The sequence below is a fragment of the Stratiformator vulcanicus genome, assembly GCF_007744515.1.
Classification (GTDB): Bacteria; Planctomycetota; Planctomycetia; order Planctomycetales; family Planctomycetaceae; genus Stratiformator; species Stratiformator vulcanicus.
Map to the genome: position 1 here is coordinate 4975767 of NZ_CP036268.1, position 25904 is coordinate 5001670.

A 25904-nucleotide genomic window follows, 5' to 3' on the forward strand; every position below is an offset into this window, starting at 1 on the left:
ACTCACGTCCCGATCCCGAGTGCGGCGAAGTCGCTGCGGAGGAAGACGCGTTCGACGTAGGCGGCCACCGGCTGTGAAACCATGCGGCCGGAGGTCGCGTCTTTCGTCTTCTTGCCGCGGTAAACCCACAGATAGTCGTGGCCGCTCTTGGTGATGCCGGTGATGGAGCCGACCGTTAAATTGGTGGCGTTGTAAGAGACTTCGAAATTGAACGTGCCCGCGACTTCGGCATTGTTCCGGCTCTGAAAGCTGGCCCCGACGAACTTTAATTCGCCAAGCTCAAACCCCTTAAACGGGGCGTCGTTGACCGGAGCTTCGGAGGCGATGAGGCTGAGCGTGCGGTAATAACCGGAAGGGATCGTTGAGACATTAAAAATATGCGACTCTTTATAGACCGGCGTGGCGACCGGTACGTCGACCCCTTCGGCTTCGCCCTCCTCGTCGACCCCGATCAAGCCGTTAAAGTCGGGGGCGGTTTCACCCGGTGCGGCGTACGTGTTGACGGTCGCGTGCGAGACATGCCGCTTCACCGTCGTGGTGCCGATATCGATGCTGATATCGGGCGTCGTGCTGCCGTAGTCGCGGGCGGGCTGTTTCTCGCGGGGCTTGACGGTGCCGTAGCTGGCAGTGGCACCCCAGGTGCCGCGGGCCATCCATTCCACGTCGACCTTCTGCAGTAACGCTCCGCCGAACACGTCGGGGACGGCGGCGTCGAGGGCGGCGGCGACGTCGACTTCGCTTTCGGAGCCGGTGACGGTGTAGTACCGCTCGTAGGTGCCGTCCGGTCCGAAGCTGATGCGTCGGCCCGACCATCCGGCGACGACGTTGATGGCCATACCCTGCCCGTGTTTAACCCGCCCTCAGTCCTCCATCCTGTATGCCTCGATCGATCCGGCCGAGCAGTTGATTGCTGCGATCGATCTTCTTGGCGACGTCGTCCCCGCCGACGCCGAGCAGGGCCGCGCCGGAGGCACTGAACGTGCCGGTCCCGGCGTTCGTGATTCCGGTGGCAAGCGTTGCGGCTTCTACGGCTGCGTTCTTCGGCCGTTCGGCGACTACTGGCTTCGGTGCGACTACTGGCTTCGGTGCTTCTGCGGGCTTCGGGGCTTCTGCGGGCTTCGGGGCTTCAATCGGCTTTCGATTGCGGAACTCGACATCGGCGATCACGCGGTTGAGATCGGCCTGGGCCTTTTCAATCTCGTCGGTCAACGCCTTTTGACGTTTCAGTCGATCAGCCTCGATCTCTTCGAGTTGGCGAGCCGCTTTTTCCTCCCGCCGCTTGGCGTTGCTTTGGTCATCCTGCCCCTGCCGACCGCTGCGTCGAACCGACGTTGCCTTGATGACACGAGCCGCATCGGCACTGCGTCCCTGTGATCGCAGGAATCGGCTGAGAATCGTCCCAGCCATCTTCATGGCGTTAATGAGGCGCGGGACCAGCAGTGTCGTGAACTTCACCCAGATCGACGTGAGCTTCGCGACGACCCACTCCCACGCCCCGACCAGAAAGTTTGTTACGTCCTTCCAGCTGGTACTGAGGACTCGCACTCCGATCGATCGAAAATAGGACTGAAAATTGATCCAGATCGACTTGAGACTCGCGACACCCGCCGTCCACGCGAGCTTCACCGCCGCCCAGAATATCTGCAGCATCCCTTTGAAGTCGCCAGCCGCAAACGCGTTCTTAATTCCTTCGAGAACCTTCTTGACCGTCGACAACAGTGGGCCGAATTTCTCGCCCAGCCAGTCGAGGGCCCTTCCGCCGATTTCGGTCTGAGTTAAGAAGTACCCTCCCAGTCCGACAACCGCCGAACCGAGCAAGCCGACACCGGCGATGACGAGGCCGATCGGGGAGAGCAGAAACGTGACCGCACCGGCTACTAGCCCGATCGTTGCTGTGGCTCCCGCGGCCATCGCGCCGACAGTGAACAGGGCCACTCCCAACCCAAAAACAATCGGGACCGCGGCCGCAACCCCGATGACAATCCCGCGATTCCGTTCAACAAATTCGGCGATCTGACCGCTGGCCCGACCCAGCCATTCGGCGACCTTCTGCACGGACGGAGCCAGCACGTCCCCAACCGCGATCGCTGTTCCTTCGGCGGCTGAGAGCAGCTTTCGCCACGCACCGCCGATGCCAGACTCCATCTCGGCCGCCGTTTTCGCCGCGGCCCCGGAAGACTGTTCGAGGGCGTCCATCAGCTCGCGGGCGTCGGCGGCGTTCTTGCCGATCGAACTCGCCGCGGTGATGCCGAGCAGGCCGAACGCTTCATTAAATTTCGCGGCCCGGTCGGCACTGCCGAGATCGGCGGTCGCGGCGTTGATTTCGCTCAGAACGTCGATCAGGGGGCGAGCATTGCCTTCGGCGTCCTTCGTGGCGACGCCGAACACCTGCTGAAACTTCTCACTCTCGGCGGCACTGAGCGTGAGCAGACGCCGCACAGCGGTACCGGCGGCGGACCCCTGAATGCCGACGTTGCCGAGTGCCCCGAGAATCGCGAGCGTCTCATCGAGACTCATGTTCGCATCGGCGGCCACGGGTCCGGCGTAGCTGAGGGCATCGCCGAGACCTTCGACCGTGTTGAAACTCTTGTTCGCCGCGGTGGCGAGACTGTCGGCGACTTTGGTGGCGTCCTCGGCTTCGAGACCGAACTGCCGGATCGTCGCGGCCATGATTCCGGAGGACTGCGTGGCATCGGTCCCGGTCGCCTTCGACAGGTCCAGCACCGCCCCGGTCATCCGCTCGATCTGTGCCGGCGAAAACCCGGCCCGGCCGAGTTCGGTCATCAGGTTCGCAACCTCGCTCGCCGTGAACGACGTGGTGCGACCGAGTTCCTTGGCCTTGTCCCGCAGCGAATCGAACTCCTCGCCGGTCGCGCCGGTGACGGCTCCCACCTGTCGGATCGCATCATCGAACGACGTGAAAATTCGCATCGGGTACGCGAGAGCCGCCCCTCCGGCCGCCCCCAGCCCGAGCAGCTTCCCGCCCATGCCCCGCATCGACTGACCGAACTGTCCGATCTGCCGCTTCATCGCTTTGAGGCCGCGGGTGACGGCGGAGCGGTCGAAGAACGCTTTCACGTACGCCCGGCCTGCTTCGATCCCGCGTTTCTTTCCGGCCATCGTTGTCTCCCATCTGCGGGGTCACTGGCCCCGGCAAAAGATCGCGGCGACGTCGAACAGGTTGTCGGCGGTGATCTCGATCGAGCCGGTCGACTCGGCCCCCAACCCGCCGGTCGGGTCGAATGCGGCCGCAGGTTTGCGATGTTCACGATCGACCTGCAGGTTGAACGTGAGGGCCATCAGCTCCGCCGTGCGGGCCCAATCGTGTTTGCGGCGGGAATCGGCCAGCGCGACCAATTCTCCGTACGTCAGCGGACCGGGATCGACGCCGACCAGACCGGCGAGGGCGTATATGTCGCCCCACAGATCGGCGGCGGTCAGTTCCCGCTCAACGTCCCCCTTCGGTTCACCGGGGGATAGCTTCGGACTGGCGAAGAACGCCGCGAGCTCGGCGAGCAATTCGTCGGCGAGGTCGGACGGCGAGACGGTCCAGCCCCACAGTCGACCGCGGAGCAACCGCCCGAACTCCCTGTCGGACACGGAGTGTCTTTGTGCCTCCGGCAGCAGCAACGCGTAGGCGGCGTCGACGAGGGCGGCTCGGCTGCCGGGGAGCGATTGCGTGAGGCCGAGTTGCATCACGTCGACACCGGCGAGGTCCCGCATTCGCACCGCCGCCGCGACATCGAGCCGGTGAGACCAAAGCCGCCCACGCCGATCCCTCAGTAACATTCGTTACTCTGTGCCTGCGGCAGCGGCTTGCTCATCGTCATCTTCCACCTCCGCGGGCGAGGGGGTGACGGGGGGAGCGGGAGAGGCGGGCGGTCCGGCGACGGCTCGCTGTTCGATCTCTTCGGCCGTGTGGACATTGAGTTTGACTTCCTTGACGCCGTCGGCGGTCCGCACGCGGTGGGTCTGAATGTTTGACATGTCGGGGCCTGTGTCTAGGGTCTAGCGGCCAGAGGCCAGTGGATAACCAAGTCGACCGCGAAGCCGTCGACGACTGCTGCCGCAGGCACGGACGACGGCGTCACGCCGTCACGGTGGCGAAGCTGGGGGCGAAGGAGCTGTCGGCGGCGAGTTTGAGGGTGACCGACATTTCCTGCGTCTCGCCCTGGGCACCACCGAACGGGAACCCGAACACGACGAAGTCTCCCGTAAAGACCTCCTCGTCGACCGTGGTGATGGCACCGCTGGCGAGGGCGATCCCGATCGGTGTTCCCGCAAGAGCTGACGCTCGGAGGGCGTTGTAGAAGGCGTGATTGACCTTGCGGTTGATGTTGAGCGTGAGGGGGGCATCGAGCAGCCCCTGCATGTATCGCTTCCAGATCGACGACTCATCCTCGACGACCGCTTCGTCGGCGGAGAGATCGAGCTGCGGGTTCTTCGTGATCTCGGTGGCGGTCCAGGTGCCCTGCCCCGCGCCGGCGGCGTCGTAATAGGTTTTGCACCGCCTGCCGGTCTTATAGCCGCCCGCCATTGTCTCACCTCATCGAGTTCCGCCACTGCGCGAGGTGGCCGAGGTTCTTTTCATGCGCGGGAACCATGTACGGCCTTTGACCGACCGCAACAGTCCGCTTCCTTGTCCGGCTGTATGCCGATGGCCCCCGTTTCCGGCTGATACGAGCCCAACCCTCCCCCCAGATATCCTCCCCTTTCGTGAATCGCCCACCGGCCCCGCGCCCGGCTGCGGTGCGCCCGACTTTCACCCGGCCGTACCTTTCAACGATCCGCATCATCCCGCCATCTTCGAGGGCCTCTGGCACCGTGCCCTTGATCGGTTTCCCGTCGCCGCCGGGGTGTGTTGATCGGAACCGCATCGGCCCGATCGTCACGCTTTGATCGCGAGCATCGAACGCAAAGAAAATAAACCGCTTGAGCGTGCCGACGTGCGAACTCGGCGGCTGGCCCGGCTGCGATGGCGTCTTGCGCTTGCGGATCGACGACTTCGACGATCGCCGCACAAAGGCACCGAACCGCGACAGGATGCGGCGTGCGGCCCTGTCGAGCGACGACGTGACCTTCTTGTCGAAGAACCGATTCTTAATAAACTTGATATCAATATCAGCCACGGAGGGCCCTCCGATTGTGCCTGCGGCCCCACTTCGTGGGTTTGTGCCTGCGGCAGCTCAGATGAAGTGGCGGTATTCCACGCGGACCATACCGAGGAAGCGGGCATCGGCGAGCAGTGTCGCGGGGTCGAATTCGATCGTGCTGCCTTCGGCCGGGATCCCGGCCCCGTCGATATCGGTCGCTTCGAGGTGGGTGGCGATCTCGTCGAGCAACTGCAGCAGCCCCTCGTAGGTCACCGCGTCATCCCGCTCGCATTGCTGCTGCACCAGGACCTCGACCGGGTAGTCACGCTCGGCGGCGGCCTCATCGCTGTAGGAACTTTCGATCGGTCCGACCGGGACGGCGTCGATCTTGAGTGCGGCGAGGTCTTCCAGCTCGTAGTACGGGGCCGCGGCGACTTTGGCTGCGGAGGTGTCGCGGCTGAGGTCGGCCGCGGCCAGATCGGCGGCAACGGCTTCGGCGATCGTCCAGTGCAGGCTCGGCACGGTCTATTCCTCAGCACCGATGTCTTTGGAGTGCATCCGCCACAACCGGCGGTCCTGATCGCTGGGCCGATAGACCGGCTCGCCGCCGAACGGCTGCAGGCGGTAGACTCGGCCGCGGAACGTGATGCGGTCGCCTTCGACCGGCACGGCAGCGGCCCCGAACTGGGCGGTGAAGTCCTCCGGGCGGATGAGCCAGTCATCAGATCGGACGGTGACGGTGCCGCCGTTGCCGTCGACGTCGGCGTGATCGGTCCGACCGGGAGCGGCAACGACCGATTCGGTCGTGCCATCCTTTCGGCGGTAGGAAACGGACACGCCGCGAAGCCTCACGGCTGTCGCGGCGCGTAACCCGCTGGCTCGGTCGATAATTCCCAAGGGCACAGCCCTCCTGCCGGAGCTGCCGCTCCACTACGGGCTTAACAACGCAAACTCAGTGTGGCCGACTTGCCGCTGGCATCGCCCGCGGCGGAGTTGGTCGCCTTGAAACCGACGTAACGCTTCACGTCGGTCGGTGGACGATAGCGGGCGGTTGCGGCTGCCGCCCCCGCTCCACCGGCCCCGGTCTGCGTGATCAACGCACTCGCGAGCGTGACCGGATTCGACAGGTCCGCAGCTTCCGACGCGACGAGATCGTAGGTCATGGTGTCATCGTCGCCGAGTTCCCCGGTGGCGAGGGCCGGAGCTTCGAGTAGGAACTCACAGTTGGCGAGAAAATCGCCGGTCGGGGTGACCTGCAGGTCGATCGCGTCGGAGGTGACTGCCGACGCATCCGCGGGCAGAGCCTTCGACTGTTTCAGTAGTGCGTCGGCAAGGTTCATAACATTCTCCGCGGGGTCATTGCTGGTCACTGAAATATAAAGCCGATCGCCTCAATCACGCTGCCGCAGGCACATCAAGCCGAGAGGCTTTCGGTGTCGAGCAGGGAGTCGGTAGCGACGATCGGGACGCCCTGGTATTCGGTCGGCGTGGGTGCCGGGGCACCGGTCACCGTGGTGGCCGTGCGGCTCTTTTGAAGCTGCGTCAGGCTACGTCGACTCATCAGCAGGACGTCGGGCCGGTAGCCGACACGGAACTTGCCGAGCAGATCGGCGAGCAGGTCGTCGGTGAGTCCCTTGCCGACATCTTCGGTGAGGTCCTTGATCCGGCCTGCACCGTTGAGGTTTCCGACCTGCAGGCCGATCCGGGCGAGCATGTCCTGCACGTACCCGGTCAAGGGTTTATTGTTCTGACCGGTGATCGTCTCAGTCCACACATCGTTGATTGTGATCGACCCGCCGCGGCCCATGACCCACTGCACTCCCTGCTGGCCGAACGTGAGGGCGTAGACCGACGAGCCGGTGCCGGCCGTCGTGCCGCCCGCGTCGATCGTCATGCTGTCGAGGATCGAGTCGGAGAGCTTCGGGAAACCCTTGGGATCGTCCCCGTAATACATCTGCGTCGCGATCCGCTCGAAAGCAGCATTCGACATCACGGTGGCTTCCTCAGCGATGTACGCCTCCGGCCCGTCCTCGCTGGAATCGGCAACGGCTTTGTCGCATTGCCAACGCGGGTTCAAGATGAAGGTCTCGACGAGGCGATTCTCGTATTCACCGACCACCGTATCAGTTCCGTCGTTCGCATCGCGAAACGAGACGGACGGGTTCTTCTTGAGTACCCGCGTCCTGTAGTTCAGTCCGCTGATCGTGCGGCTGGCGATCAACCGAATTTCGGGGTGAACCTTGCTGGCTTCGTCGATCAGACCGACAGCCATGTCCGACCCATTACGGGCAGCGATATCGAGCAGGGTGGGCATTTCCATCGGTCAGTCTCCTCAGGGCAAAGGCCCGTGATCAGTTTCGCTAAAGTGGTTCCGTTTAAGGCGACCGCGAAGCCGTCGCCCCCGCTGCCGCAGGCCCCCGCTGCCGTGCGGTCACGGCAGCTTGATTCCGCTGGCGATCTTCTGTTGGGCCTCACTGAGGCCCTGCTGTTTCGGTGTGCCTTCAGTCTTTGGTTCTTCGGCCGAACCGGACGACAGCGGTTCCGCTTCGCCCGACGCGGCGAGGGCTGCCTGCAGTCGCCCAGTGAGCGACTTGTTCTGTTCGGTGAGTTCGGCGATCCGCAGCGACTTGGCCTCTTCGAGGCTCTTTCCCTCGGAGAACCACTTCGCTCCGCTTTCGTTGCCGCACTCGACGGTGAACTGGCGGAACTCGGCGAGGGCGGCGGCCCGACCGCTCAGCTGTTCGGGGTCGCCTGCCGGTTCATCGTCGCCGCCGCCACCTTCGTCATCGCCCGATTCTTCCGTCGACTCGGATGCCCCATCGCCAGCGTCCGAGACATCGGTGGCGGCTTCCGCCGGGGTGATAGCCGGGGTCGACTCCGGGGTTTCGTTGGTCGGTTCGGCGGGGGTGTTGTTTAGCGGCATAACTGGTTCTTTCGGAACGACGGCGAGGCCGTGATTCGTGAGGTAACGGGCGACGAAGCCCTTCACTCTCTCCGGGTGTATGCCGGAGAGAGTGAATAACTCCGGCGCGGTGTCGCGGCGGCCGAGGGCGAACGACAACAGGGCATCGGCTTCGGCCGGGATGTCGGTGGCGTGGAACATTCCGGACGGGTTGGCGGCCGGTTCATCGACGATGTCGACCGCCCGCAATTCGGCGAGCCGGGCGTGCGGCAGGTTCTTCGTATTGAGCGGATCGGGGGACTTGAATTCGGAGTCGTCCCAGGTCTCGAAGCCGTAGTCATCGACGAAGATTCGCCCGCCATGTTCTTCGAAGTGGGCCTTCTCCGCCTCGTAATCAACTTCGAACACGATCGACGCACCGAACAGTTCGGGATCCTCTTCGGCCAGCCCCACCACGTAGGCGGCGAGGTCGCCGTCCGGCGTCTTGTGGCTCATTTTCGACAGGTGCAAATCTCCCCGGAGGATATCACCGTCGATCTCGCTGAATGTCACCCGACCGAGTTTCTTGCCGAGTCCATCCGAACTGAGACCAGGGTGAGTGAAGCGAGCCCGGACCCCGTCGCCGAACCCGTCGCGGACCTGCCCGAGGAAATCGTGATCGATCCAATAGCCGTGGCCGAGAGCTTCACTGCGGGTGATCACCGCGAATCCGGGGATGATTCCCGCTCCGAATTGCCCGCCGCTGTCGGACGCCGCGGTCCCTTCGGCTTTCAAGCCGCGAACGATCGCGGATCGCAGGTGTTTCGGCCGGTCTTTCAGGGCCTCACTCATCTTCGTCATCGTTCTTCCCTCCCCCCATGAATTGACTCAGGTCGAGCAGCGGCTTCGCTCCGGGCGTGACGCCCTTTTCCCGCATGTACTCCTGCTGCTCGGCGATGCGGTCGACGACGTCTTTCAGCGTTCGGCCAGTCCGTTCCTGAATGATTTCGTCGTAATCCTGAAAACAGTTTTCGACCGCCTTGATGTCGCCGTCGATTTCCCGGCTCTTGTCGAACCAGGGCACGCCGCGGGCGATCCACAGCCATTGACCGTCGATGTCGTCAAAGGTCAGACCGTAGCGGGCCGGGTCGAGTTCGCCGCGGGCGATCGCCATGCCGACACGCCACCGCGTCCAATGGTTGAGCAGGTCGCGGTTGTCTTCCCGCTTTTCGTCGCACGCCTTGAGGTAGATCGTGAGGGCCGCTTTCGAGCCGAAGAAGTTGGTGTGAGCCTCATCGAAGAAGCTGTAGGGGATGTCGAGGCTCTTGAGGGCGATCCCGACCACGACCTGCATGAACTCGATGAAGGACGATCCCGGCTGATTGGAGTGCAGGAATTCGGCCTTTTCGTCCTTGTCCATGTGGAGCGTGAACGGCCCCTTTTCGGGTTCGAGCTTAAAGTCGGTTTCAGCGGGGTCCTCATCCTCGTCGGCATCTTCGTCGAGATCGCCATCGTCATAGGGATCGGCGAGCCTCTTGTAGATCGCCAGGCCGAACAGTTGCACCACCTTCGCCTTCGCGAGGGCGTAGTCGATGCCTTCGTAGGCGTCATTGAATCGATTGAGTGCGGACGCCAGAGGGCTGATGCCGCGGTGTTGGTCGACGCGGTCGAAATAGCCGTGCAGATAGAATCGGCTGGCCGGAACCGTTCGCTCGAATTCGAAGCCGGTGCCTTTCCGCTTGTGGATAGCGTAGGCGACCGGGCGACCGCGGGCGTTGACCTTCACGCCGTGAATCCACTCACCCTCGGGCATCATGCCGAGTTTATTGCGGATACGATCGCCCTCGATCATCTGCGTGGTGCCGTCGTTGATCTTCACCCAGCCGATGTCGCCGGCGACGGTGCGGAGGGCTTCGGACAGCCGCAGGGATTTTCGCAGTGAGTGCCGACCGGAACTGTCGAAGTTCTCCCGCTTCGAGGCCGTCTTGATGAACTCATCGCAGGCGTCATCCCACTCGGCGTTGCCGGTCGACGATCGGAACTGAAAAGACGAGACGAAGTCGAGGTGGCGGCGAATGGCCCACGCCCCGACCTCGATGTTCCGCCGGGCATCGTGAGCGGTGCTGATCAGCTTCCGGCGGCTCGACGCATCCAGTTCTTTGTCTTCGGACTGCGTCACGCGGGTTCGCGTGCGGCGATGCGTCTTTTCCTCGATCGCATCGTAGCCGAATGAGCGGGCCACCCTGTCGGTGAGTCGGCGAAACATCAGTCACCGCTCCCGAAGGTGGGCGTCGCGTACGGGTGGCCGGTCTTCTTGCCGAGCCGCTTTCGCTTCTTGCGTTTCAGCTCGGCGAGGCGGGTGCGGGCTGCGGCAATATCGAACTTGTGCGTCGTCCCATCGGCCGACGTTTCGGTCACGCCGGAGTTGAGCAGCTCTTCAAGGTCCGCGATCGCGGCATCAAGTTCGGCATCGGTCATTCGGCTCGCCCTTTCGGACGGGCTATATGTCGGCGGCGGCACTACACCGGAACGGAAGCGACCGTATCGGGCATATTGAGCGTGATCCGGTCGACGCGGACCTGCCCGCAGTCGAGGCACTGCTTGCGTTCCCATCGGACGTGGGAGTAATGCGAGCCGTCCGAACGAATGCCCCCGTAGGCGAGTTCGCGGCTCCACAGCGGATCGGTTGCTCGGTTCGAGCCGCATTTGCGGCAGGTCGTCTCGATCGCCGGCGGCTCATCGGAGAATGGTTCAGGGGCGGGAGGGCCGATCGGTTCCTCATACTGCCGGGTCGGGGATGTTTCCGGCGGTGATTTCGTCGGGGGTGTGAGTGTCTTCTGCTGTCGTTTCGCTTTCGCCGCCTTCGTCGCCATTGTGTTACTCCGAGTAGGTGATGCCGCGGCGTCGGCGGCCCTTGCGTCGTCCCTGTTTTTTCTGCCCTCTGCCGGTGGGCAATATGTCAGGGAGCACGCACCCGATGACGCTGGCCGCGACGGCCGAACCGACGAGGTTGTCGAGGAAGTGGTTGTCCGGAGCCCCCGGCCTCACCCGCCACTCATCGACCCGCCTCCCACGGCCCTCCGTGATTGTGCGGAACTCGGCGGTGAGGTGATCGGCGATCAGCTCGTGGCGTCGACCCTCGGAGCCGAACAGGGTCAGGCTCGCCGCGTCTCCCTCGGCCGCCGCCAGTCGCTTATGCACGAACGACTTCCAGACGTTCGGATCGAATAGGACTCGACGCACGCCGGCCTTTTCGTCGATCCCGTATCGCCAGTGGTGGCCCACTCGCTCGGCGGTGTCGCGTTCCTTCCACTCGGTCATCGGCACGTTGGCGGCTTTGACGGCCCAACCTTTCGCCGCCCGCAGGATGCGCTTGTGCTTCGACCGCCGGATCACGCGATGCACCAATTTCGATTCGTAGCCCTCGTCGATCAGAGCGAGGCTCATGTGCTCGGCGAGGTCGCCGGTTTCTCGAGACCAGTCCCGGCCGCAGAGGTAGTCGATCAGCTCTTCGAGGCCCTTCTTGATGGCCCCCTCGGTTGTCGCCTTGGGGTATTTTTCGCCCAGCGGAAACCAACAGTCACGCAGACTGAAATACGGGAGCGTCTGCTCGGGCCAGGTGCCGTAGTCAACAACGAAGCCGCGGAACGATTTCGACCAACCGCCGACCGCGTAATAGAGCAGCCGGTCATGCACGTCGATGTGACAGGTCAGGTAGTCCGTTTCGAGCGGGACCACGCCGCGATCAACTTTCGACAATCGCTGCCGGATTTCCTCAGCCGACAGGAATTCATCGCCGTCCTGCGAATCGTCGAGCGGGTCGTTCTGGTATTCCGCGAAGAATGACTCCTTGTTCGCGAGGTAGAGGTTCATCGCGTGCTGGATGGCCGAAAGGTCTTCCTCCTGCTTGCGGTCCTCCCAACTCGCCTCGGCCCCGTCATCCATCGCCGCCCGATGCTGCCGGTAGAACTCCGTCGCTACCGATCCGTCGCCATCATTGCGGAGGTCATCGGCTCGGATTTGCCAGTACCGCTCCCACAACTCGAGAGCTTCCTTTGACGGCAGGCTTTTGAGCATCCGCTTCCGCTCGCCGCGCCAGATCGGATTGATCGTGCGGTTGAGCATCCGGTCGGCCATGTCGCCGCGGTAGATGACCGTGACGGCCATCAGAATGCTGATCGACTCGCCCGGACCCGCCATGCCGCGGACGTCGCCGTTGAGGATCCGTTCTCGCGTCCGGCTTTCGCTCGCCGACGCGGCCGACTTGCGGGTCTGTGGGTCATCGACCAGCACCACTTTGGGCCGGACGATCCGGCCATCAGGGAGCGTGTGCTTGACGCCGCGGATGCGACCGCCCGTCAGCCCGGCCGAGACGATCGCGTAGCCGCTCGACACACTGCCCTCGATCGTCGGGAAGACCAATCGATCCTGCGTGATTCGCATCCGCGTCGGTTGCCCGCAGCAGGTTTGCCCGCGGGTCCGATTGTTGATGCGTTCGAGACAGGCGATCGGGTAGCAGACCTCGGGGAAGTCCTCGAACAGCAGCTCGTTGACTTCGAGCTCGCTCTGCACCATTTCGAGGTTCTTGCCGGCGGCACCGTCTTCGGCCGCGATCAGGACGGCGAGCGGGCAGTGGCCGTATAGCACGGCCCACAAGATCGCGAGCACGAAGATCGTCGTTTTGCCGGAACCGCGCGGCATCGCCTGGGCTTTGAGCGTTCCGTCGAGAATCGCCACCTGCGTCTTGGCGATGAAGTCGATGTGATCCTCGGACCACGCCAGCGGGAATGCCGGGGCGTGATAGGTTTCGAGGTAGAGCTGCAGGTTCAGCCGACAGGCGGCTCGGCGTCCGGGGTCGACGACCTCCGGGATGGGGCCGATGTCGCGGCCCTTGGCGGACTGGTCGGCCTGCCGCTTCCGCTCCCGTTCCTTACGTTCAGAGTATTTCAGGATTTGCGGTGAATCGTCGATCTCACTGCTCATCCCTCCGGCCTGCAAGCAAGTGTGTCTCTATTCGCGACTGTTCCCGATGTAATAGGGAATCGGACCGCGAAAAAGTACCTTACGCCTTCAGGCATACCTCGATCTGCCCAACGGCGTCGCCCACTGCCATGAGCCACGGCCACCCGGCCAGCGCCTGCGGCAACTGGTACCCCTCTCCCGCCGCGACCACCTGCGTGACGGCGGACCCGCCATCGTCGTGGCACGGCACGTACACCCCGCCATCGCTCATCGACCCATGCCACGTCAGCGACGTCAGGCTCGATCCCGCGAGCACAGCCACAGCGCCAAACGCCCGCTCCCGCAGATCAATGGCCCCGGTCGTCGCCAGCGAGTCGGTCACCTCGACCGCTTCGACCATCGGGTTCCGCTCAATCCCACTTCCCACGTTCACGCCCCCTACAATGGTGTGAGCATACCCACGACCGGTTTCCGTTGCGGCGGCTCACCGCCGCCCTCCGCATCCTCCCCCCACAGCAACTCATCCCCGTCGCCGTCCCCCCACATCAGGACGTCATCCTCTCCGTCGCCCCAGGCGATCACGTCCGCCTCGTCCATCAGTCACCCCCGAGGTTAATCACGATGGCATTAACCGACGCAAGATATTCCGCCGCCTGAATCGCTGCGGCCGTCTCGCGATACGCGTGCGTCATCGCCGCGAGCGCGATCCCGCCGTCGACAATCGCCCCCTCGTAGTCGGCCAGACTGGTGAACACTACGGTCGAATCGTCCGCCCCGGTCGCCGTGACCTCATCGTCCGCTGACCACGCCGCCCCCGTCGCCGGGTTCGTCCGTCCGAGCCGGATCGCGTCTCGCAGATTGTCGAGTTGCCCGCGATACGCGAGCGCCGACAACATCTCGGCCTTGAGTCGCCGCCCACCGCCGACATCAATCCCGGCCTGCTGAGCCGCCGCGTAGGCCTGATCTAGTTCCGCTATCTGTCCCGCCCTCGCCGCCTCCAATGCGGCTGCCTGAGCAGCTTCCGATGCCGCCGCATCAACCGCTGCCTTTTCGTCGGCGGTCATCTCAACGATCGTCGTCCCGTCCACAGACAGCTTTCGGTATCTCGGCTCGATGCTCCGAATCCTCTCAACCTCGGACATGTCATGGGTAACGACAATTACGGAATCGTCGTCTTCGAATTGACGAGTCTCGCCGACCCGCTCGACAGTTAAATCCGATTTGAGCCACGCCACTGCCATTATTGTATCTCCCTGCGTCTGTTCGCCCTGCGAGGAATTGAATAGCTAAAGGTCAGCGTAAATTTAGAGCCATTCAGCGGACTGACTCTCCACTCTTGAAACGACGAGGCCATTGATCCGTCTTGAATCACACTGACTATCGACGCATCACCCGCATCCACAATCTCTTGTAACTGAGAGGTTACATTCCATGATTCTGTAGACGCCACCACCGCTTCATCTGTGTAAGACGTAGTCTGGCTGCGATTCTTAAAATTAGTGGCGGGTACAGCAGAATTACCTGACAACTCCATCCGACTGCGTGTCGTACGATTCGCTCCCGCTCCGACGATCGAACTGATAGTGCACACTGCCGATTCGACTATGGCTCCTGACGGGATCGTCTCCCCAAGCACAAATCTGGTGATGCCGTACCAGACTGCATTGCTGTCTGAGTCTCGGCCTCCGAGGTAAAACAGCCCATTGTAAAATGTGCTTCCCCGCTGGATGGCATAATGCGACGCGGTCGCGCTACTCATCGTCACGCCCTCGGTACAAACAGGACCATTCCGGCGAAGAGCAGATCGTTCACGAACGCACTGTCCTCCGGGTCGGTTTTAACAAGCGATAGATCAAAGAAATCCCCTAGCTCCAAATCCATCTCTCCCGCACCGTCGCCGATCGGGATGACAAACGTATCGACCGACATCGGAAAACTGGCCCCTAATGACGGCAGGTCGAAGTCGCCGATCTCGATGTCGACGGATCCCGCGTCATTGGAGTCGCCGTCTCCTAGTTTGCGATAGCCGAGAGTATACGCGACTTTGTAATCTCCGGTCGTGTTGGTCTGCCGATGAATAATGTAGCCGGTAATCGTGCCGCTCAGGTCGACATCACTATTGACGTAAAAGGCGTTCGGGGCGTGCAGCATCTCCTCAAGTGTATCGTCCAGCAGCCAACCTTCATTCAGGCATCCCCCTGCACTCAGAACGGACCCCCACTCGGGATCGTCCCCCGGGTTGGCACTCCACGCCGCAGCGGGCAGGTTCACCACCAGCGGCGGCGTGATCAGCCCCGCAACCTGTGCGAGGCTCGCCCGCGTCGCGGTCGTCTCCCCGTCGCGTTGCACCGCGATCTCATCGACCAACGCCAACGCCGACGCCGCCGTCAGTTCGCTGATTTTCTTCGCAGCCATCAGACCTACCTACTCTTCGTGGTCCGCGTCGAGCAAAGCCCCCAAGGCTGGTCTCACCTCGCCGTACCGCGACCAGACCCGCCGATCACCACCCGCTTCGGCGAACACCACCTCGGTCACGAACTGACCATGCAGCCGCACAAAGTCACGCACCACCCGCTGCGACCGCTCACTCCCATCAAACCGCAACGCAATCACCCCCACGTTAGGAGGCGACCCACCGCTCAGTGGTGCCTGTGCCTGTGACACCACTTCTTGGTTCTGTGCCTGCGGCAGCGTGGCCGACGGCTTCGCGGTCGGCTCCGGGTTCGGCACCTCACCCTCTACCGCTGGTGGCTCCACAACAGGCGGCTCAGCAACAGGGGCAACCGCATCAACCCCCGCCTCCCCCAAGCCCGCTCCGCTCAGCACCAACAACTCCGCCGCATCCTCCGAGGTCAACGGCAGCTCCCCCATCGCCCCCCAGGCCAACACCAGCGGCTCAGTCCACGGGTCACCGAAGTCGATCGCCTCGGCCGACAGCATCCCCTCAGCCACCGGCCGCATGTCATCGAGCGTCTCATCCCCCGACATCGCCGGCACCGGCTGATCGAACGTCGCGATCTGTTCCAAGGTCTCGGTCAGACGCCCCAGCGTCTCGGCGTCAAGACTCGTTTCAATGTCGGCAAAGGTCAGCATGATTGAAGCGGTGGGTTAAAGGTGATCAGCGAGGTGATTTATTAAGACCCAGCGGGGCGGGGCGTTCCGGCTCCTAAGACCGGCACTCGCCCCGCCCCTTCTCACAGGGTTGTCAACTGGCCCTTACAGGCCGATTTCATCCAGATCGGCGAGCATTTCCTGAGCAAGCCCGGCGTGTTCGTCTTGAAGCTGACGCAACTGGGCCTCCCGCTTCTCGATCTCTCCGTCGAGCATCCGATACTGAGCCAACCGATTATAAATCCGCTCAATCGCCGGAGCCGCCCGCCGCAACCGCTCAAACTCCCCCGCCCCCGGATACCCCGTCACGGGGTTTTGGGCCTGCGGCAGCGGGTCGGTGTGAGGGGCCGCGGCTTCTCCAACCGCACCAGGCTCCGCCCCCACCGGCGACCGCGAAGCCGTCGCCCCCCCACCTGCCGGAGGCACAGTCCCACTGTGTGGGGCCGGAGGCACAGTCCCACTGTGTGGGGCCGGAGGCCCAGTCCCACTGTGCGGGGGGAAGCTGACTTTGGCCGGTTGCGTTGCCGGTCGATCCGTATCGGTTGCCATTTTAAGACCTCATTGTGATCAAAATTAAGACTGAGAATTAAACCCGCGGCCGCCCACCCACTTCGTGGGGATGTACCTGCGGCGGCTGATAAGGCGGCCCTCCTTCATAAGGCGACCGCGAAGCCGTCGCCCCCCCACCTGCCGGAGGCACCCCATGCGGCGGGGTCGCCGCCGGGAAGGCGTGGGCGGGTGGGGGTTGATAGCCGTAGGGCGAGACGTCATCGATATCGAGATTCGGGTCAAACCCGAGCCGCTTTAAGATGCGACGTTTCACCCGCCGCTCGACGAGCCATCCGATCCAACCCCCGATGCCGGTCCCCAACCCGAGCGCCGCCAGACCGGTCGTAATCAACCAATGCACGCCGAAGCCGACGACCGCTTGCACATACCCCCCGCTCCCCGCGGGCGGTGCCTCAACACCACTCGGCACCGGAGGCGGAACATTGGTCCCCGCTTGCGTATTCACCACGCCAGAACCCGCCGGAGGCACAGTCCCACCGTGTGGGGCCGGAGGCACCCCCTGTGCCGGGGTCGGCACCCAGCCTATTTCGCGCATGAATTCGCGGGTCGAGGCGTAATCGGTACACAGGCCGAACGGGTATTTCACGTCGAGGGCGTAAACCAGCCCGACGAGTTCGCCGTTGTAAAGCACCGCGCCCCCCGAATCACCGGGACGCACGTTGGCGTCGAGGTAGGCCGTATCCTGCAGGTCGGACCGCACCGCCGATCCGTCCGTGTTACCCAGGTCAACATCATGCCGGTAACGGCTCGATCGCTCGAAGAAGGTCTCGCCCCCCGTGTAGGTCTGCAGCGTCACCTCGGACCCGTCCGGCGGCTCACCGCGGGCGAACACCGCCACCGGTAAATCGAGATTCGACTCGAACGTGAAGACCGCGAGGTCATACTTCGTCGACACGGCCCCCAAGGCCGCCCGCGTCTTGGCATTACCACCGAACGGCCGCAGATCGATCGACAGCGACGCCGGCCGAGCAGCTTGCGAATCGAAGGTCACGACATGCTTGTTCGTGAGGCCCCAATACCGGTTGCCATCGCGAGCCACGAGGACCGAGCTCCCAACCTGCACGCTCCCTAACGGGCAAATCTTCCGCCCGAACACGTCCACGATGCACCCCGCCGACAACGCCTTCGCCTCCACCGGATGGGCGACACACACGACACGGTCGTGTTTTGGGCCTGCGGCAGCGTTGGCGGTGGCGAGCCAACAGAGGGTGATGGCGAGGCCGATTGCGATCGCGATCAACCATGGCAACACACTCGGACCCGGAACTCGCATGAACTGATTTCCCATGACTTTCACCTCACCCTTTGAGCTATCACCCCACTGGCCTCTCACCCCTGGCCTCTGGCCTCTTCAGTCACTCCGGCGGAGGCCGATATTCCAGAGCCACCTCGACCGCCGCGTTGACGAAGGTCGGATGGTTGTCGACGTTGACATGATCGGCATCGAGCAGGCCGCGATCGTCGATCTTGGTCACTTCCGGGTCGGCCGCGACGAGCTGATGCCCCCGTGGCATCGCCATCGTTTGACGCCAATACATGACGCGGCTGACGTTGTCGGGCACCCTGATCCGGGGTCTCCACCCTGAAATCGGCAGCTCCCCCACGAGGGCCAGCCACCGCGTGGCGAACAACCGCGAGCGATAGACCGGATCGCACAGCACCATCGCATCGACGGTCACGCCGCGTCGGCGAAGCTGCTCGGCGAGCTTCATCGCCCCGTACCCGGCCCCCCACGAATAGCCGATGATGACCACCCGCAGATCGCAGCCGTTGCGAAACGTCAAGATCGTGTCGGCGACATCCCGAAACCGCGAGTTCCAGAACATCAGGTGCGGCAGGAATCGGACCGCGTCAGCATGCCCGAGCAGCTTCCGCCAAATCCCGAAGATCCCCGAATAAGGCGACCCATGCCGCTGCAGGAACCCCGTAATGCAAACCACATGCGTCGACACCCGCTTGGGTGAGGGTGCCTGCGGCAGCACTTGCTCGACAGTCGCTGATTGATCCGACACCGATCGATTCTCACCCGAGTGAAGATTTCACCCGGAGGTATGCCGCCCACTGCGTGGGTCTGCGGCCGCGCAGGGCGGGCTGTGCCCGCCGGTTGAGAGGTTAGGGGTGAGAGGTGAGGGGCTGCTCATCCGGAGCTTTTCAGATACCTCCGAGCCAGCTTCTTAATCGCTTCCCCGGAATCGACCCGTTCGACCAGCTTCGTATCGCCATCCGCCCGGATGCCGTCGACCTGTTGCCGCTTCAACCCGAGCGTCTCGGCCATTAAGGGGTCGAGCCCCCCTTCGGAAAGCATGTAGTAAGCCGTCACCGGATCGGACTGCCCGTCACGGTGAATCCGCCCGGTGCATTGCTCATGCACGCCGGGTGACCAATCGAGCTCCCCGAACACCAACGTGCGACCGCGGTTCTGCAGGCCGTCCAGACCCGCCCCGCTTCGCAAGCTGATAATCAGCAGATCGGTCTCGCCGGCGACGAAGCTGTCTTTCGCCCGCTGCTTGGCCGCGGTCGATTCCTCGCCCGTATAGAACGCCGGGTGAAACTCGCCGAGCTTCGACTGCCAAAGGTCATAAACCGCCCGGTGCCAGCCGAACAGCACGACCGGCTCCCCGCTTTCGATCAACATCCGCACGAACGCCGCCACGAAGGGAGCCTTGGCGATCCCGGTGGCCTGCCGCAGGATCATCGAGAACTCCGAAGCAGCTTCCATCCGGGAGCTGCCGGTGAGTTTCTCCTCGCTGAGGATGATCCGGGCCAGCTCTCCGGCCGCATCCTCGATCCGGCTGAGGGCCTTCTCATCGCAGTCGACGAATTGCGTCACCCGCGTCAGGTCGGGCAGTTCTCGGTCGACATCCCGGCGGGTCCGTCGCAGCATCAGGTGATTATCCTTGAGCCAGCACCCGAACGCCTCCGCCTCCTTGATCCGCTCTTTGTTCGTCCAGACGGAGCACCATTCGCGGATGAATTCGTCACGTCGGCCGAGGGCGTCCGGCTTTAAGACCCGAAAGATGTTCCAGATTTCCGAGCCGTAGTTATAGATCGGCGTCGCGCTGAGTCCGATGACGTATTCGCACTGATCGGCAATCTCGGTCGACGCCATAAACTTCTGCGAACCCGCGTGTCTTAATTCCTGGCACTCATCGAACACGATCGCACGGCAGTAGGTCCGCAGCACATCGGCCCAACCGGCCAGCTTGTGATAGGAGCTGATCAGCACGTCGGGACCGCGGCCGAAGAACGCCGGCAGCTCGTACGGCGTCGATTTCTTAAGAATGTGCGTCGACAGATCGGGGGCGAATTTATTGATCTCCGCCTCCCACTGCCGCGGCAGATGAGCCGGGCAGACGACGATCGCCGGTCGGCAGTCGGTGCGGATCAATCCCGCGATCGTGGTGACCGTCTTGCCGAGTCCGAGGTCATCGGCGAGCAGCAGCCGCGAAGTCGCCGCCCACAGATCGGCCGCGACCGCCTGATAGTGCCGCGGCGGCAGAGCCATCGGCACCGGCTCCGGTCGATAGTCCGACCCCGTGATCTGCCGCAGACGCAGCAGCTTGTCCCGGTGCCGGCGCGACTGGGCGGTGAGATCCTCCCGACCCTCGATCGAGAGCGGAAAGCGATCGCAGAACCATTCGAGATTCCGACCGACTTCCGGCGTGTCGGGCAGGGAGACGACCCCGGCCGCCGCGGTGGGGATCGAGCGGAATATCCGCTTGACCCACAGCTTCACGTGCGGCTCGCACTCAATGAGCCAGCGGCCTTCCTCCTTCCAGAGCCGCCCGTATGTCTTTGCCGCCTGCATTAAAACACCCCTGCCACCCAGACCACTCGAAACGGTTTGCCCCGCAGCTGCTGCATCGTGAAGCGATGCGTGTGTCGGCTCGTCACCAGCACGATCGCACCGAGGTCGGTCACGTCGGCGTACCGCATCAGTTGCCGCAACACCGCCGCCGGACCTCCCGCGACCTTGCACTCGATCCCGATTCGCCCCACCCGAAAGTCGATCGGCCCCACGCCGGTCTCCGACTCCCGCTCGAAGGTGATCAGCAGCGACCGCAGCAGTCGCTCGATGTCATCCTGCATTTCCCGCTCGGTCCCGAACCGAACCCGATGCCGCCTGATCTCATCAGCCAACCAATCAACATCACTCACGCCGACACCTCATCTTCGAAGAGTGAGATTTGCCCGGTGTCGGCTTCGGCGGTGTCTTCGACTTCGCCGGTCTTAAGATGCGACGTTCCGCCAGCTCGGCGTACTCCGGGTTCAGCTCGATTCCCCAACCGATCCGCCCGAGATCGATCGCCGCCCGGACCGTTGTCCCGCTGCCGACAAACGGATCGAGCACGACGCACGGCACCAGCTCGTCGCGGGTGTGTTCGTGATCGCAGGTCGGTTGCCAACCGATGGTGCGGAACGTCGTTTGGTGCCGGTTTGGATCACGGTTGCCGACGATCGATCCGTTCTGTTGCTCATACGGCGAAGCCTCATCATTGCTCGCCCGGTTGACCTTGCTGTTCGTGCCCGGTCGTGTCGCCTCGCGGTTTCGCTCCACGATCCTCTCCCAAGGTGCCCCGCATGTCGGGCACGCTCCGACCGCCGAGGTGCCGGCCTTAATGCAGGTGCGGGGGACCGCCGAGGGGAACGTCGCGAAATGAGCCTCGCCGAAGGGTTCGGTGGAGAACGTCCATAGGTCACCACCGCCGACGTCGGCGTTCAGGAACTCCCAAAGTGCTTCGGCGTCGTCGATGCCGTAATCGGCCGACCAGACGCCCCGCTTGTTTCGGTCAGTCGGCAGATCATCGCGAGTCGCGTTATAGACCGACGCAATGAAGGACGCGTTGGCTTTCACGCCACCCGTTGCCGCCTCACGTACCGCGACCGAGTCATAGAAATAATTTGGGGACTTCGTGAGCAGGAAAATATACTCGTGGGCTTTGCTGCAGCGGTCGCGCACACTCTCCGGCATCGGCGATTTCTTCGCCCAGATAATATCCTGCCGCAGATACCAACCGGCGTCTTGCAACGCGAGTGCGACACGCCACGGGATGCCGACGAGGTTTTTCTCTTTAAGACTCTCGACCCCCTTGTGGGCGTGCGACAACGGGGATACGTCCGCACCGTCTCTGCGATTCGCCGACTTATTCCGATTCGGCCCGTCGACCGGGTAGTCCGCGACGTAGGCGTGTTTGCCCGCGTGGCCGCTCCGGACTCGCTTATTGATTCCGGACGGAGAATGCTCTTGCGTTCGCGTCGACGTCAGCCCACTCTTGTCCTGGCCGTTCATCGACCCCTTCGGCTTGCTGACATAGGTATCGCCGAGATTCAGCCACAGCGTCCCGTCGTCTCTTAATACCCGCCCGACCTCATCAAAGACCTCGACCATCCGGCTGATGAACTCAACCGGTGACGCCTCAAGCCCGATCTGCCCTTCGTGCTGATAATCGCGCAAGCCCCAATACGGCGGGGAAGTCGCGACGCACTGCACCGATCGGTCCGGCAGGTCCGATAGCCGATCGAGCACGTCTCCGACGAGGATCCCCCAGTTGCGGCCGGAGTGATTGAAATCAATGCTCACTCATCACCCCCTTCCGTGACCGCCGGCATCGCCCGGAAGGCTTCGAGGTGTTCCAGGTTGCTCAACCGTCGAGCCGACGCGACCGCATCGATCGCGGCGTTCCCGAACTCGGCGGCGACGTACCGCTTCTCGCCGGTCTCTTTTAAGGTCACCTCCCAAAGTTTTAATCGCTGCCCATCGTCAAAGAACGCCGGCCCGATATCCTCGACCAGGTCGCCCAACCGCCCGTAAGCATCCATCGCAAACCCCTCTCGTCTCTGGCCACTAGACACTCGCCCCATCAAACATCCGCCCCCGCGAGCCCGCGTCGCGGTGTTCGCTCCCCGATCACCCGCTCGATCTGTTCGAGCGTCTGCAGCGGCCTGTCCCTCACGTCGACGATGCTGTACCGCAGCACCCGCCAGCCGAGTTCCGCCGCCCGGTTATATTTCTCGATGTCTCTTAAGACCCCGCCCTTCGAGCGATGCCCGCTCGGACCGTCACTCAGAATCCCGCCCTCCAATTCGACCGCGACTTTCATGCGCGGCCACGGCCACGCGAAGTCGAAACGCCACTTGCGATCCGTATCGAACGCGAACTCCCGCACATAGTCCGGAATCCCCTCCACCCCCAGCACCTCCGCCCGGTTTAAGAGTGCCTCAAATTGTGCTTCAAGTTCGGACATGAAAGTGGCTAGAGTCGAGGGGTTAGAGGCTAGAGGTCGCTGAGTGATGATTAGGCCGGGTCACTGCTGCGCGGCGAAGATCTCTTCGTTGACGTTAAGTCTCGAATCAAGCAGAACTGGATGAAACTCGACGATTTTCTCGGGTCACCACAATGCGGACGGAGGATGAGATACCGCAGGAACCGCGACAGCGTCTTAAGGTCGCAATCTTTCGGAAGCGTATCGCATCCTCGAACGACGGTCAGCAGTACGCCCTGATACCGCAGCCCGAGTCTGCACACCCAGTCCTGTAAAATGCCGTTTTTCATTGCTCTCTATCTCCCTATTAAGATTTTCGATTAAGACCTCTCGGCTCTAGCCCCTGGACTCTCGCCTCTCTCATCGGTGGAATTAAATTGCTGCTCGGCTCTTAAGATTCGCCTGGCAATCCATGCCGCCACGGGGGCGGCGACACCGTTGCCGCACATGCGGTAGCGGGCCGTGTCGCTGATCTCGACCCTCTCGCCGTCGTCTCCGGCCCCCCATCTGGTCCAGTCGTCCGGCCAGCCCTGAAGCCGCTCGCATTCCTTTGGGGTGAGTCGCCGAACGCCGAACGTGGTCTGCAACACATTTTGAGTCGGATCGGTACTGCAATTGAGGGCTGCCGTCCGGTCGCCCTGCTCCGTGACGCCGCAATTGCCGGAGGTCCGATACGAAACCGGAATTAAGTGCCCTTCCTTCGTGTCGCTGTCCGGTCCCTTCGCATCCCGTTCCTGCAGGCACCACGCGGTCTCGGGGATGAGCCGATCCTCCTGAGCCGCATTGTCCGCGTACGGCCGTGCCGTGATCGGGTGAGACAGAAAGGGAACGCCACCCGAACCGTTGGCCTGTCTTAATGTGCCGGCCGGCCCGACGTTCGAGCCGTGGCATTGATAGGCGATGAGGTGTCCGGCCTGTCCTTGATTGTCATCTGGGCCACACGTTCCAACGCCGTTCGAAGTGAGGGCGCTAACTCCCGCCCCCGCTTCTCGGCTCGACGGAGGATCCCACGACACGCTTTCGGACTCAAAAAGTATTTCGGCGGGATCGGGTCCGTTTCCAAGGCGTCCGACAATGAAGACACGGCGGCGTCGCTGTGCCACTCCGTCGTATTGAGCGTCAAGCATCCGGTAGGCCCACCGATACCCGAGGTCCCCCAGCGTCCCGAGGACGATTCCCATATCCCGTCGCTTGTTTGATGACAGAAGGCCAGGGACGTTCTCGATGAGAACCCAACGGGCACCGCTCGCATGAGCGAGACCTGAGCAGCGGAAGAACAGGGAGCTTCGCTCGCCCGCCAATCCCTCACGGCGTCCAGCCACGCTGAGGTCCTGGCAGGGGAATCCGAAGCACACGAGGTCGGGTCCGGATCGTCGAAGAGCGTCTTCTGTAGCATCGTCATTCACGTCCTCGGTTCGCTTCACGTCAGACCAGCGGTGCTTCAACACCCGGTTGCACGCCGCGTCCTGTTCACACTGAAACACCGGCACCATCCCCGCCGCTTCCAGACCGAGATCAAACCCCCCGGCCCCCGTACACAGGCTGCCAAATCTCATATCCCACCCCCACTTCGTGGGTTTGTGCCTGCGGCGGCATGACTCCGGCTTCCCGATTGCTGCTGCCGCAGGCGCCGGCCCACGAAGTGGGTTAGAAGCCGAGGTCGGTCTCGGTGTAGCCCGCCGGTTCTTCGGCTCGGGAGGCGTCCAGGAACTGCGTGCGATTCTCCGCCCATGTCAGCGGCACCGTGCCGGTCGCCCCGTCGCGCTGCTTGGCGATAATTAAGTCCGCTTCGCCCGGTCGGTCGCCCTTGTCGAAGAACGATGGGCGATGCAGCAGCATCACGATGTCGGCGTCCTGCTCGATCGCTCCCGACTCCCGCAGATCGGAGAGCCGCGGCCGCTTGTTCTCTCGCATCTCGCTTTGCCGGTTGAGCTGAGCCAGCACGATGATCGGCACCTCGGCCGTTCTCGCGATCGCCTTGAGCTGGCGGCTGATCGTCGAGACCTGCTGCTCGCGCGGCACCCGCCGATCCTCCGGCTCGATGAGCTGCAGGTAGTCGACGATCACGAGCTTGACACCGTCGCCGGTGGGGCCCAGTCTTCGCCGCCGGTACCGCCGGACGATCGCCCCCATCCGCCCCGTCGTCGCCGCCGGTCGATCGTCGATCACCAGCGGCAGGTTCTGCACCTGGGCGTTGCGTTGCAGGATCCGCTCCCGTTCGTGTTCGAGCAGGGTTCCGGGTTCCTTGATCCGATGCGAATCGATCGCCGCCAGACTCGACAGCATCCGCACCGCGATCTCCTCCTTCGATTGCTCGAGACTGAACAGCAACACGCCGTCCCCCGCCTCGGCCACGTTGAGCGCGATATTCCCCGCCAGAGCCGTCTTGCCCATCGAAGGCCGGGCGGCCAGCACCACGATCTGACCCGGCCGCAACCCGTGCGTCAGTCCGTCGAGGTCGAAGAACCCGGTCTTGAGCCCCGGCTCCTGCCCCGTCTCGAAGGCTTCCCACGCCGTTCTGACCGCCACGTCGAGCGACACGGCCCCATCGTCGTGAACATCGTCCGAAGTCTGCGACAACGCATCCCAGGCGGATGCAACGACCTCTGAGACATCGCGGGTCCGGTCGTGAGCCGTTTGGGCCATCGTCAGCCCCGCGTATAGCACCGCCCGCCGCAGGGCACAGTCCCGCACGATCTGAGCGTAATGCACCGCGTGACCGGCCTGCGGCACCGCTTCGAGGCAGTCGAGCAGATAAGCGGGGCCGCCCGCCTCGTCGAGCTTGCCGTCGCGCTGCAACTGCTCGGCCACCGTGACCGTGTCGACCTTCCGACCTCGCTCGTACAGGGCCCACGCCGCCCGGTAGATGAACGCGTGCCGCTCCCGGTGAAACATCTCCGGCCGGAAGAACTCCCCGATGTCGTCGAGCTTCGACGCCTGCAGCAGCACCCCCCCGATCAACGACCGCTCCGCCTCCAAATCCTCCGGGGGACTTCCGTCCCGTTGTGCCTGCGGCGGCATGAC

The 25904-nt window shown here is 63.3% G+C and carries 30 protein-coding genes; all 30 read right to left on the minus strand.

Annotation, left to right across the window (positions count from 1 at the left end; all coding sequences use genetic code 11):
• Positions 1-2: 2 nt before the first annotated feature.
• Positions 3-836: a hypothetical protein gene (locus Pan189_RS19960; protein WP_145365845.1), complete on the minus strand. Its 834-nt coding sequence runs from the start codon at positions 834-836 to the stop codon at positions 3-5.
• Positions 837-849: 13 nt separating this feature from the next.
• Positions 850-3120, minus strand: coding sequence for a phage tail tape measure protein (locus Pan189_RS19965; protein WP_145365846.1), 2271 nt, complete (start codon positions 3118-3120; stop codon positions 850-852).
• A 21-nt stretch (positions 3121-3141) separates the two neighbouring features.
• A complete protein-coding gene (locus Pan189_RS19970) occupies positions 3142-3789 on the minus strand; it encodes a hypothetical protein (RefSeq protein WP_145365847.1) in 648 nt (215 codons plus the stop codon).
• A gap of 3 nt (positions 3790-3792) precedes the next feature.
• Positions 3793-3987, minus strand: coding sequence for a hypothetical protein (locus Pan189_RS19975; RefSeq protein WP_145365848.1), 195 nt, complete (start codon positions 3985-3987; stop codon positions 3793-3795).
• Positions 3988-4087: 100 nt separating this feature from the next.
• Positions 4088-4537, minus strand: a complete 450-nt coding sequence (locus Pan189_RS19980; protein ID WP_145365849.1) for a hypothetical protein — start codon at positions 4535-4537, stop codon at positions 4088-4090.
• 4 nt (positions 4538-4541) lie between these two features.
• A complete protein-coding gene (locus Pan189_RS19985) occupies positions 4542-5129 on the minus strand; it encodes a hypothetical protein (protein WP_145365850.1) in 588 nt (195 codons plus the stop codon).
• A gap of 57 nt (positions 5130-5186) precedes the next feature.
• Complete coding sequence (locus Pan189_RS19990) at positions 5187-5615, minus strand: hypothetical protein (protein WP_145365851.1); 429 nt, start codon at positions 5613-5615, stop codon at positions 5187-5189.
• A 3-nt stretch (positions 5616-5618) separates the two neighbouring features.
• Positions 5619-5996, minus strand: coding sequence for a hypothetical protein (locus tag Pan189_RS19995; protein WP_445785723.1), 378 nt, complete (start codon positions 5994-5996; stop codon positions 5619-5621).
• 35 nt (positions 5997-6031) lie between these two features.
• Entirely contained in the window at positions 6032-6433 is a 402-nt protein-coding gene (locus Pan189_RS20000) for a hypothetical protein (RefSeq protein ID WP_145365853.1), read from the minus strand.
• A 74-nt stretch (positions 6434-6507) separates the two neighbouring features.
• Entirely contained in the window at positions 6508-7413 is a 906-nt protein-coding gene (locus Pan189_RS20005) for a major capsid protein (RefSeq protein WP_145365854.1), read from the minus strand.
• A gap of 111 nt (positions 7414-7524) precedes the next feature.
• On the minus strand, positions 7525-8835 hold the full coding sequence (locus Pan189_RS20010) for a hypothetical protein (protein WP_145365855.1): 1311 nt from the start codon (positions 8833-8835) through the stop codon (positions 7525-7527).
• Positions 8819-10240, minus strand: coding sequence for a phage portal protein (locus tag Pan189_RS20015; protein ID WP_145365856.1), 1422 nt, complete (start codon positions 10238-10240; stop codon positions 8819-8821). Before Pan189_RS20015 ends, Pan189_RS20010 begins: the two co-directional genes overlap by 17 nt.
• Positions 10240-10452 carry a hypothetical protein gene (locus Pan189_RS20020; RefSeq protein WP_145365857.1) on the minus strand — a complete coding sequence of 71 codons (213 nt, stop codon included), beginning with the start codon at positions 10450-10452 and terminating at the stop codon, positions 10240-10242. Before Pan189_RS20020 ends, Pan189_RS20015 begins: the two co-directional genes overlap by 1 nt.
• A 41-nt stretch (positions 10453-10493) precedes the next feature.
• On the minus strand, positions 10494-10847 hold the full coding sequence (locus tag Pan189_RS20025) for a hypothetical protein (protein ID WP_145365858.1): 354 nt from the start codon (positions 10845-10847) through the stop codon (positions 10494-10496).
• Between the two features lie 4 nt (positions 10848-10851).
• Positions 10852-12957 (minus strand): terminase gpA endonuclease subunit, encoded by a 2106-nt coding sequence (locus Pan189_RS20030; RefSeq protein ID WP_145365859.1) that lies wholly within the window; start codon positions 12955-12957, stop codon positions 10852-10854.
• Positions 12958-13036: 79 nt separating this feature from the next.
• Positions 13037-13363 carry a hypothetical protein gene (locus Pan189_RS20035; protein ID WP_145365860.1) on the minus strand — a complete coding sequence of 109 codons (327 nt, stop codon included), beginning with the start codon at positions 13361-13363 and terminating at the stop codon, positions 13037-13039.
• An 11-nt stretch (positions 13364-13374) separates the two neighbouring features.
• A complete protein-coding gene (locus tag Pan189_RS21540) occupies positions 13375-13533 on the minus strand; it encodes a hypothetical protein (protein ID WP_310820816.1) in 159 nt (52 codons plus the stop codon).
• On the minus strand, positions 13533-14177 hold the full coding sequence (locus tag Pan189_RS20040; protein ID WP_145365861.1) for a hypothetical protein: 645 nt from the start codon (positions 14175-14177) through the stop codon (positions 13533-13535). The genes Pan189_RS21540 and Pan189_RS20040 overlap by 1 nt, the downstream gene beginning before the upstream one ends.
• 520 nt (positions 14178-14697) lie before the next feature.
• On the minus strand, positions 14698-15351 hold the full coding sequence (locus tag Pan189_RS20045) for a hypothetical protein (protein WP_145365862.1): 654 nt from the start codon (positions 15349-15351) through the stop codon (positions 14698-14700).
• 9 nt (positions 15352-15360) lie between these two features.
• The gene (locus tag Pan189_RS20050) at positions 15361-16029 is read right to left on the minus strand and encodes a hypothetical protein (protein WP_145365863.1); all 669 of its coding nucleotides are present in this window, start codon (positions 16027-16029) and stop codon (positions 15361-15363) included.
• Between the two features lie 123 nt (positions 16030-16152).
• On the minus strand, positions 16153-16473 hold the full coding sequence (locus Pan189_RS20055) for a hypothetical protein (RefSeq protein ID WP_145365864.1): 321 nt from the start codon (positions 16471-16473) through the stop codon (positions 16153-16155).
• 160 nt (positions 16474-16633) lie between these two features.
• Positions 16634-17890 (minus strand): S1 family peptidase, encoded by a 1257-nt coding sequence (locus Pan189_RS20060; RefSeq protein WP_310820817.1) that lies wholly within the window; start codon positions 17888-17890, stop codon positions 16634-16636.
• Positions 17891-17972: 82 nt separating this feature from the next.
• Positions 17973-18629 (minus strand): alpha/beta fold hydrolase, encoded by a 657-nt coding sequence (locus Pan189_RS20065; RefSeq protein ID WP_145365866.1) that lies wholly within the window; start codon positions 18627-18629, stop codon positions 17973-17975.
• A gap of 125 nt (positions 18630-18754) precedes the next feature.
• Complete coding sequence (locus Pan189_RS20070) at positions 18755-20425, minus strand: DEAD/DEAH box helicase (protein WP_145365867.1); 1671 nt, start codon at positions 20423-20425, stop codon at positions 18755-18757.
• Positions 20425-20775, minus strand: coding sequence for a PDDEXK family nuclease (locus tag Pan189_RS20075; protein WP_145365868.1), 351 nt, complete (start codon positions 20773-20775; stop codon positions 20425-20427). Before Pan189_RS20075 ends, Pan189_RS20070 begins: the two co-directional genes overlap by 1 nt.
• Positions 20768-22198: a DNA-methyltransferase gene (locus tag Pan189_RS21545; RefSeq protein ID WP_310820818.1), complete on the minus strand. Its 1431-nt coding sequence runs from the start codon at positions 22196-22198 to the stop codon at positions 20768-20770. The genes Pan189_RS20075 and Pan189_RS21545 overlap by 8 nt, the downstream gene beginning before the upstream one ends.
• Positions 22195-22437: a hypothetical protein gene (locus tag Pan189_RS20090; protein WP_145365869.1), complete on the minus strand. Its 243-nt coding sequence runs from the start codon at positions 22435-22437 to the stop codon at positions 22195-22197. Before Pan189_RS20090 ends, Pan189_RS21545 begins: the two co-directional genes overlap by 4 nt.
• A gap of 41 nt (positions 22438-22478) precedes the next feature.
• Positions 22479-22862, minus strand: a complete 384-nt coding sequence (locus tag Pan189_RS20095) for a putative endonuclease domain-containing protein (protein WP_145365870.1) — start codon at positions 22860-22862, stop codon at positions 22479-22481.
• Between the two features lie 338 nt (positions 22863-23200).
• Entirely contained in the window at positions 23201-24436 is a 1236-nt protein-coding gene (locus Pan189_RS21550; RefSeq protein ID WP_310820819.1) for a DNA cytosine methyltransferase, read from the minus strand.
• A gap of 91 nt (positions 24437-24527) precedes the next feature.
• Positions 24528-25901, minus strand: a complete 1374-nt coding sequence (gene dnaB, locus Pan189_RS20115) for a replicative DNA helicase (RefSeq protein ID WP_145365871.1) — start codon at positions 25899-25901, stop codon at positions 24528-24530.
• Between the last annotated feature and the right edge of the window lie 3 nt (positions 25902-25904).

Excerpts from the sequence above, each read along its gene's own strand:
- dnaB (WP_145365871.1), bottom strand. The coding sequence starts at position 25,901 with ATGCCGCCGCAGGCACAACGGGACGGAAGTCCCCCGGAGGATTTGGAG.
- Pan189_RS20020 (WP_145365857.1), bottom strand. The coding sequence starts at position 10,452 with ATGACCGATGCCGAACTTGATGCCGCGATCGCGGACCTTGAAGAGCTG.
- Pan189_RS20060 (WP_310820817.1), bottom strand. The coding sequence starts at position 17,890 with ATGCGAGTTCCGGGTCCGAGTGTGTTGCCATGGTTGATCGCGATCGCA.
- Pan189_RS19975 (WP_145365848.1), bottom strand. The coding sequence starts at position 3,987 with ATGTCAAACATTCAGACCCACCGCGTGCGGACCGCCGACGGCGTCAAG.
- Pan189_RS20015 (WP_145365856.1), bottom strand. The coding sequence starts at position 10,240 with ATGTTTCGCCGACTCACCGACAGGGTGGCCCGCTCATTCGGCTACGAT.
- Pan189_RS21540 (WP_310820816.1), bottom strand. The coding sequence starts at position 13,533 with ATGGACGAGGCGGACGTGATCGCCTGGGGCGACGGAGAGGATGACGTC.
- Pan189_RS20050 (WP_145365863.1), bottom strand. The coding sequence starts at position 16,029 with ATGCTGACCTTTGCCGACATTGAAACGAGTCTTGACGCCGAGACGCTG.
- Pan189_RS20040 (WP_145365861.1), bottom strand. The coding sequence starts at position 14,177 with ATGGCAGTGGCGTGGCTCAAATCGGATTTAACTGTCGAGCGGGTCGGC.
- Pan189_RS20030 (WP_145365859.1), bottom strand. The coding sequence starts at position 12,957 with ATGAGCAGTGAGATCGACGATTCACCGCAAATCCTGAAATACTCTGAA.
- Pan189_RS20005 (WP_145365854.1), bottom strand. The coding sequence starts at position 7,413 with ATGGAAATGCCCACCCTGCTCGATATCGCTGCCCGTAATGGGTCGGAC.
- Pan189_RS20070 (WP_145365867.1), bottom strand. The coding sequence starts at position 20,425 with ATGCAGGCGGCAAAGACATACGGGCGGCTCTGGAAGGAGGAAGGCCGC.
- Pan189_RS20095 (WP_145365870.1), bottom strand. The coding sequence starts at position 22,862 with ATGTCCGAACTTGAAGCACAATTTGAGGCACTCTTAAACCGGGCGGAG.
- Pan189_RS20010 (WP_145365855.1), bottom strand. The coding sequence starts at position 8,835 with ATGACGAAGATGAGTGAGGCCCTGAAAGACCGGCCGAAACACCTGCGA.
- Pan189_RS19970 (WP_145365847.1), bottom strand. The coding sequence starts at position 3,789 with ATGTTACTGAGGGATCGGCGTGGGCGGCTTTGGTCTCACCGGCTCGAT.
- Pan189_RS19960 (WP_145365845.1), bottom strand. The coding sequence starts at position 836 with ATGGCCATCAACGTCGTCGCCGGATGGTCGGGCCGACGCATCAGCTTC.
- Pan189_RS19980 (WP_145365849.1), bottom strand. The coding sequence starts at position 4,537 with ATGGCGGGCGGCTATAAGACCGGCAGGCGGTGCAAAACCTATTACGAC.
- Pan189_RS20025 (WP_145365858.1), bottom strand. The coding sequence starts at position 10,847 with ATGGCGACGAAGGCGGCGAAAGCGAAACGACAGCAGAAGACACTCACA.
- Pan189_RS20090 (WP_145365869.1), bottom strand. The coding sequence starts at position 22,437 with ATGGATGCTTACGGGCGGTTGGGCGACCTGGTCGAGGATATCGGGCCG.
- Pan189_RS21550 (WP_310820819.1), bottom strand. The coding sequence starts at position 24,436 with ATGAGATTTGGCAGCCTGTGTACGGGGGCCGGGGGGTTTGATCTCGGT.
- Pan189_RS20045 (WP_145365862.1), bottom strand. The coding sequence starts at position 15,351 with ATGGCTGCGAAGAAAATCAGCGAACTGACGGCGGCGTCGGCGTTGGCG.
- Pan189_RS19965 (WP_145365846.1), bottom strand. The coding sequence starts at position 3,120 with ATGGCCGGAAAGAAACGCGGGATCGAAGCAGGCCGGGCGTACGTGAAA.
- Pan189_RS20000 (WP_145365853.1), bottom strand. The coding sequence starts at position 6,433 with ATGAACCTTGCCGACGCACTACTGAAACAGTCGAAGGCTCTGCCCGCG.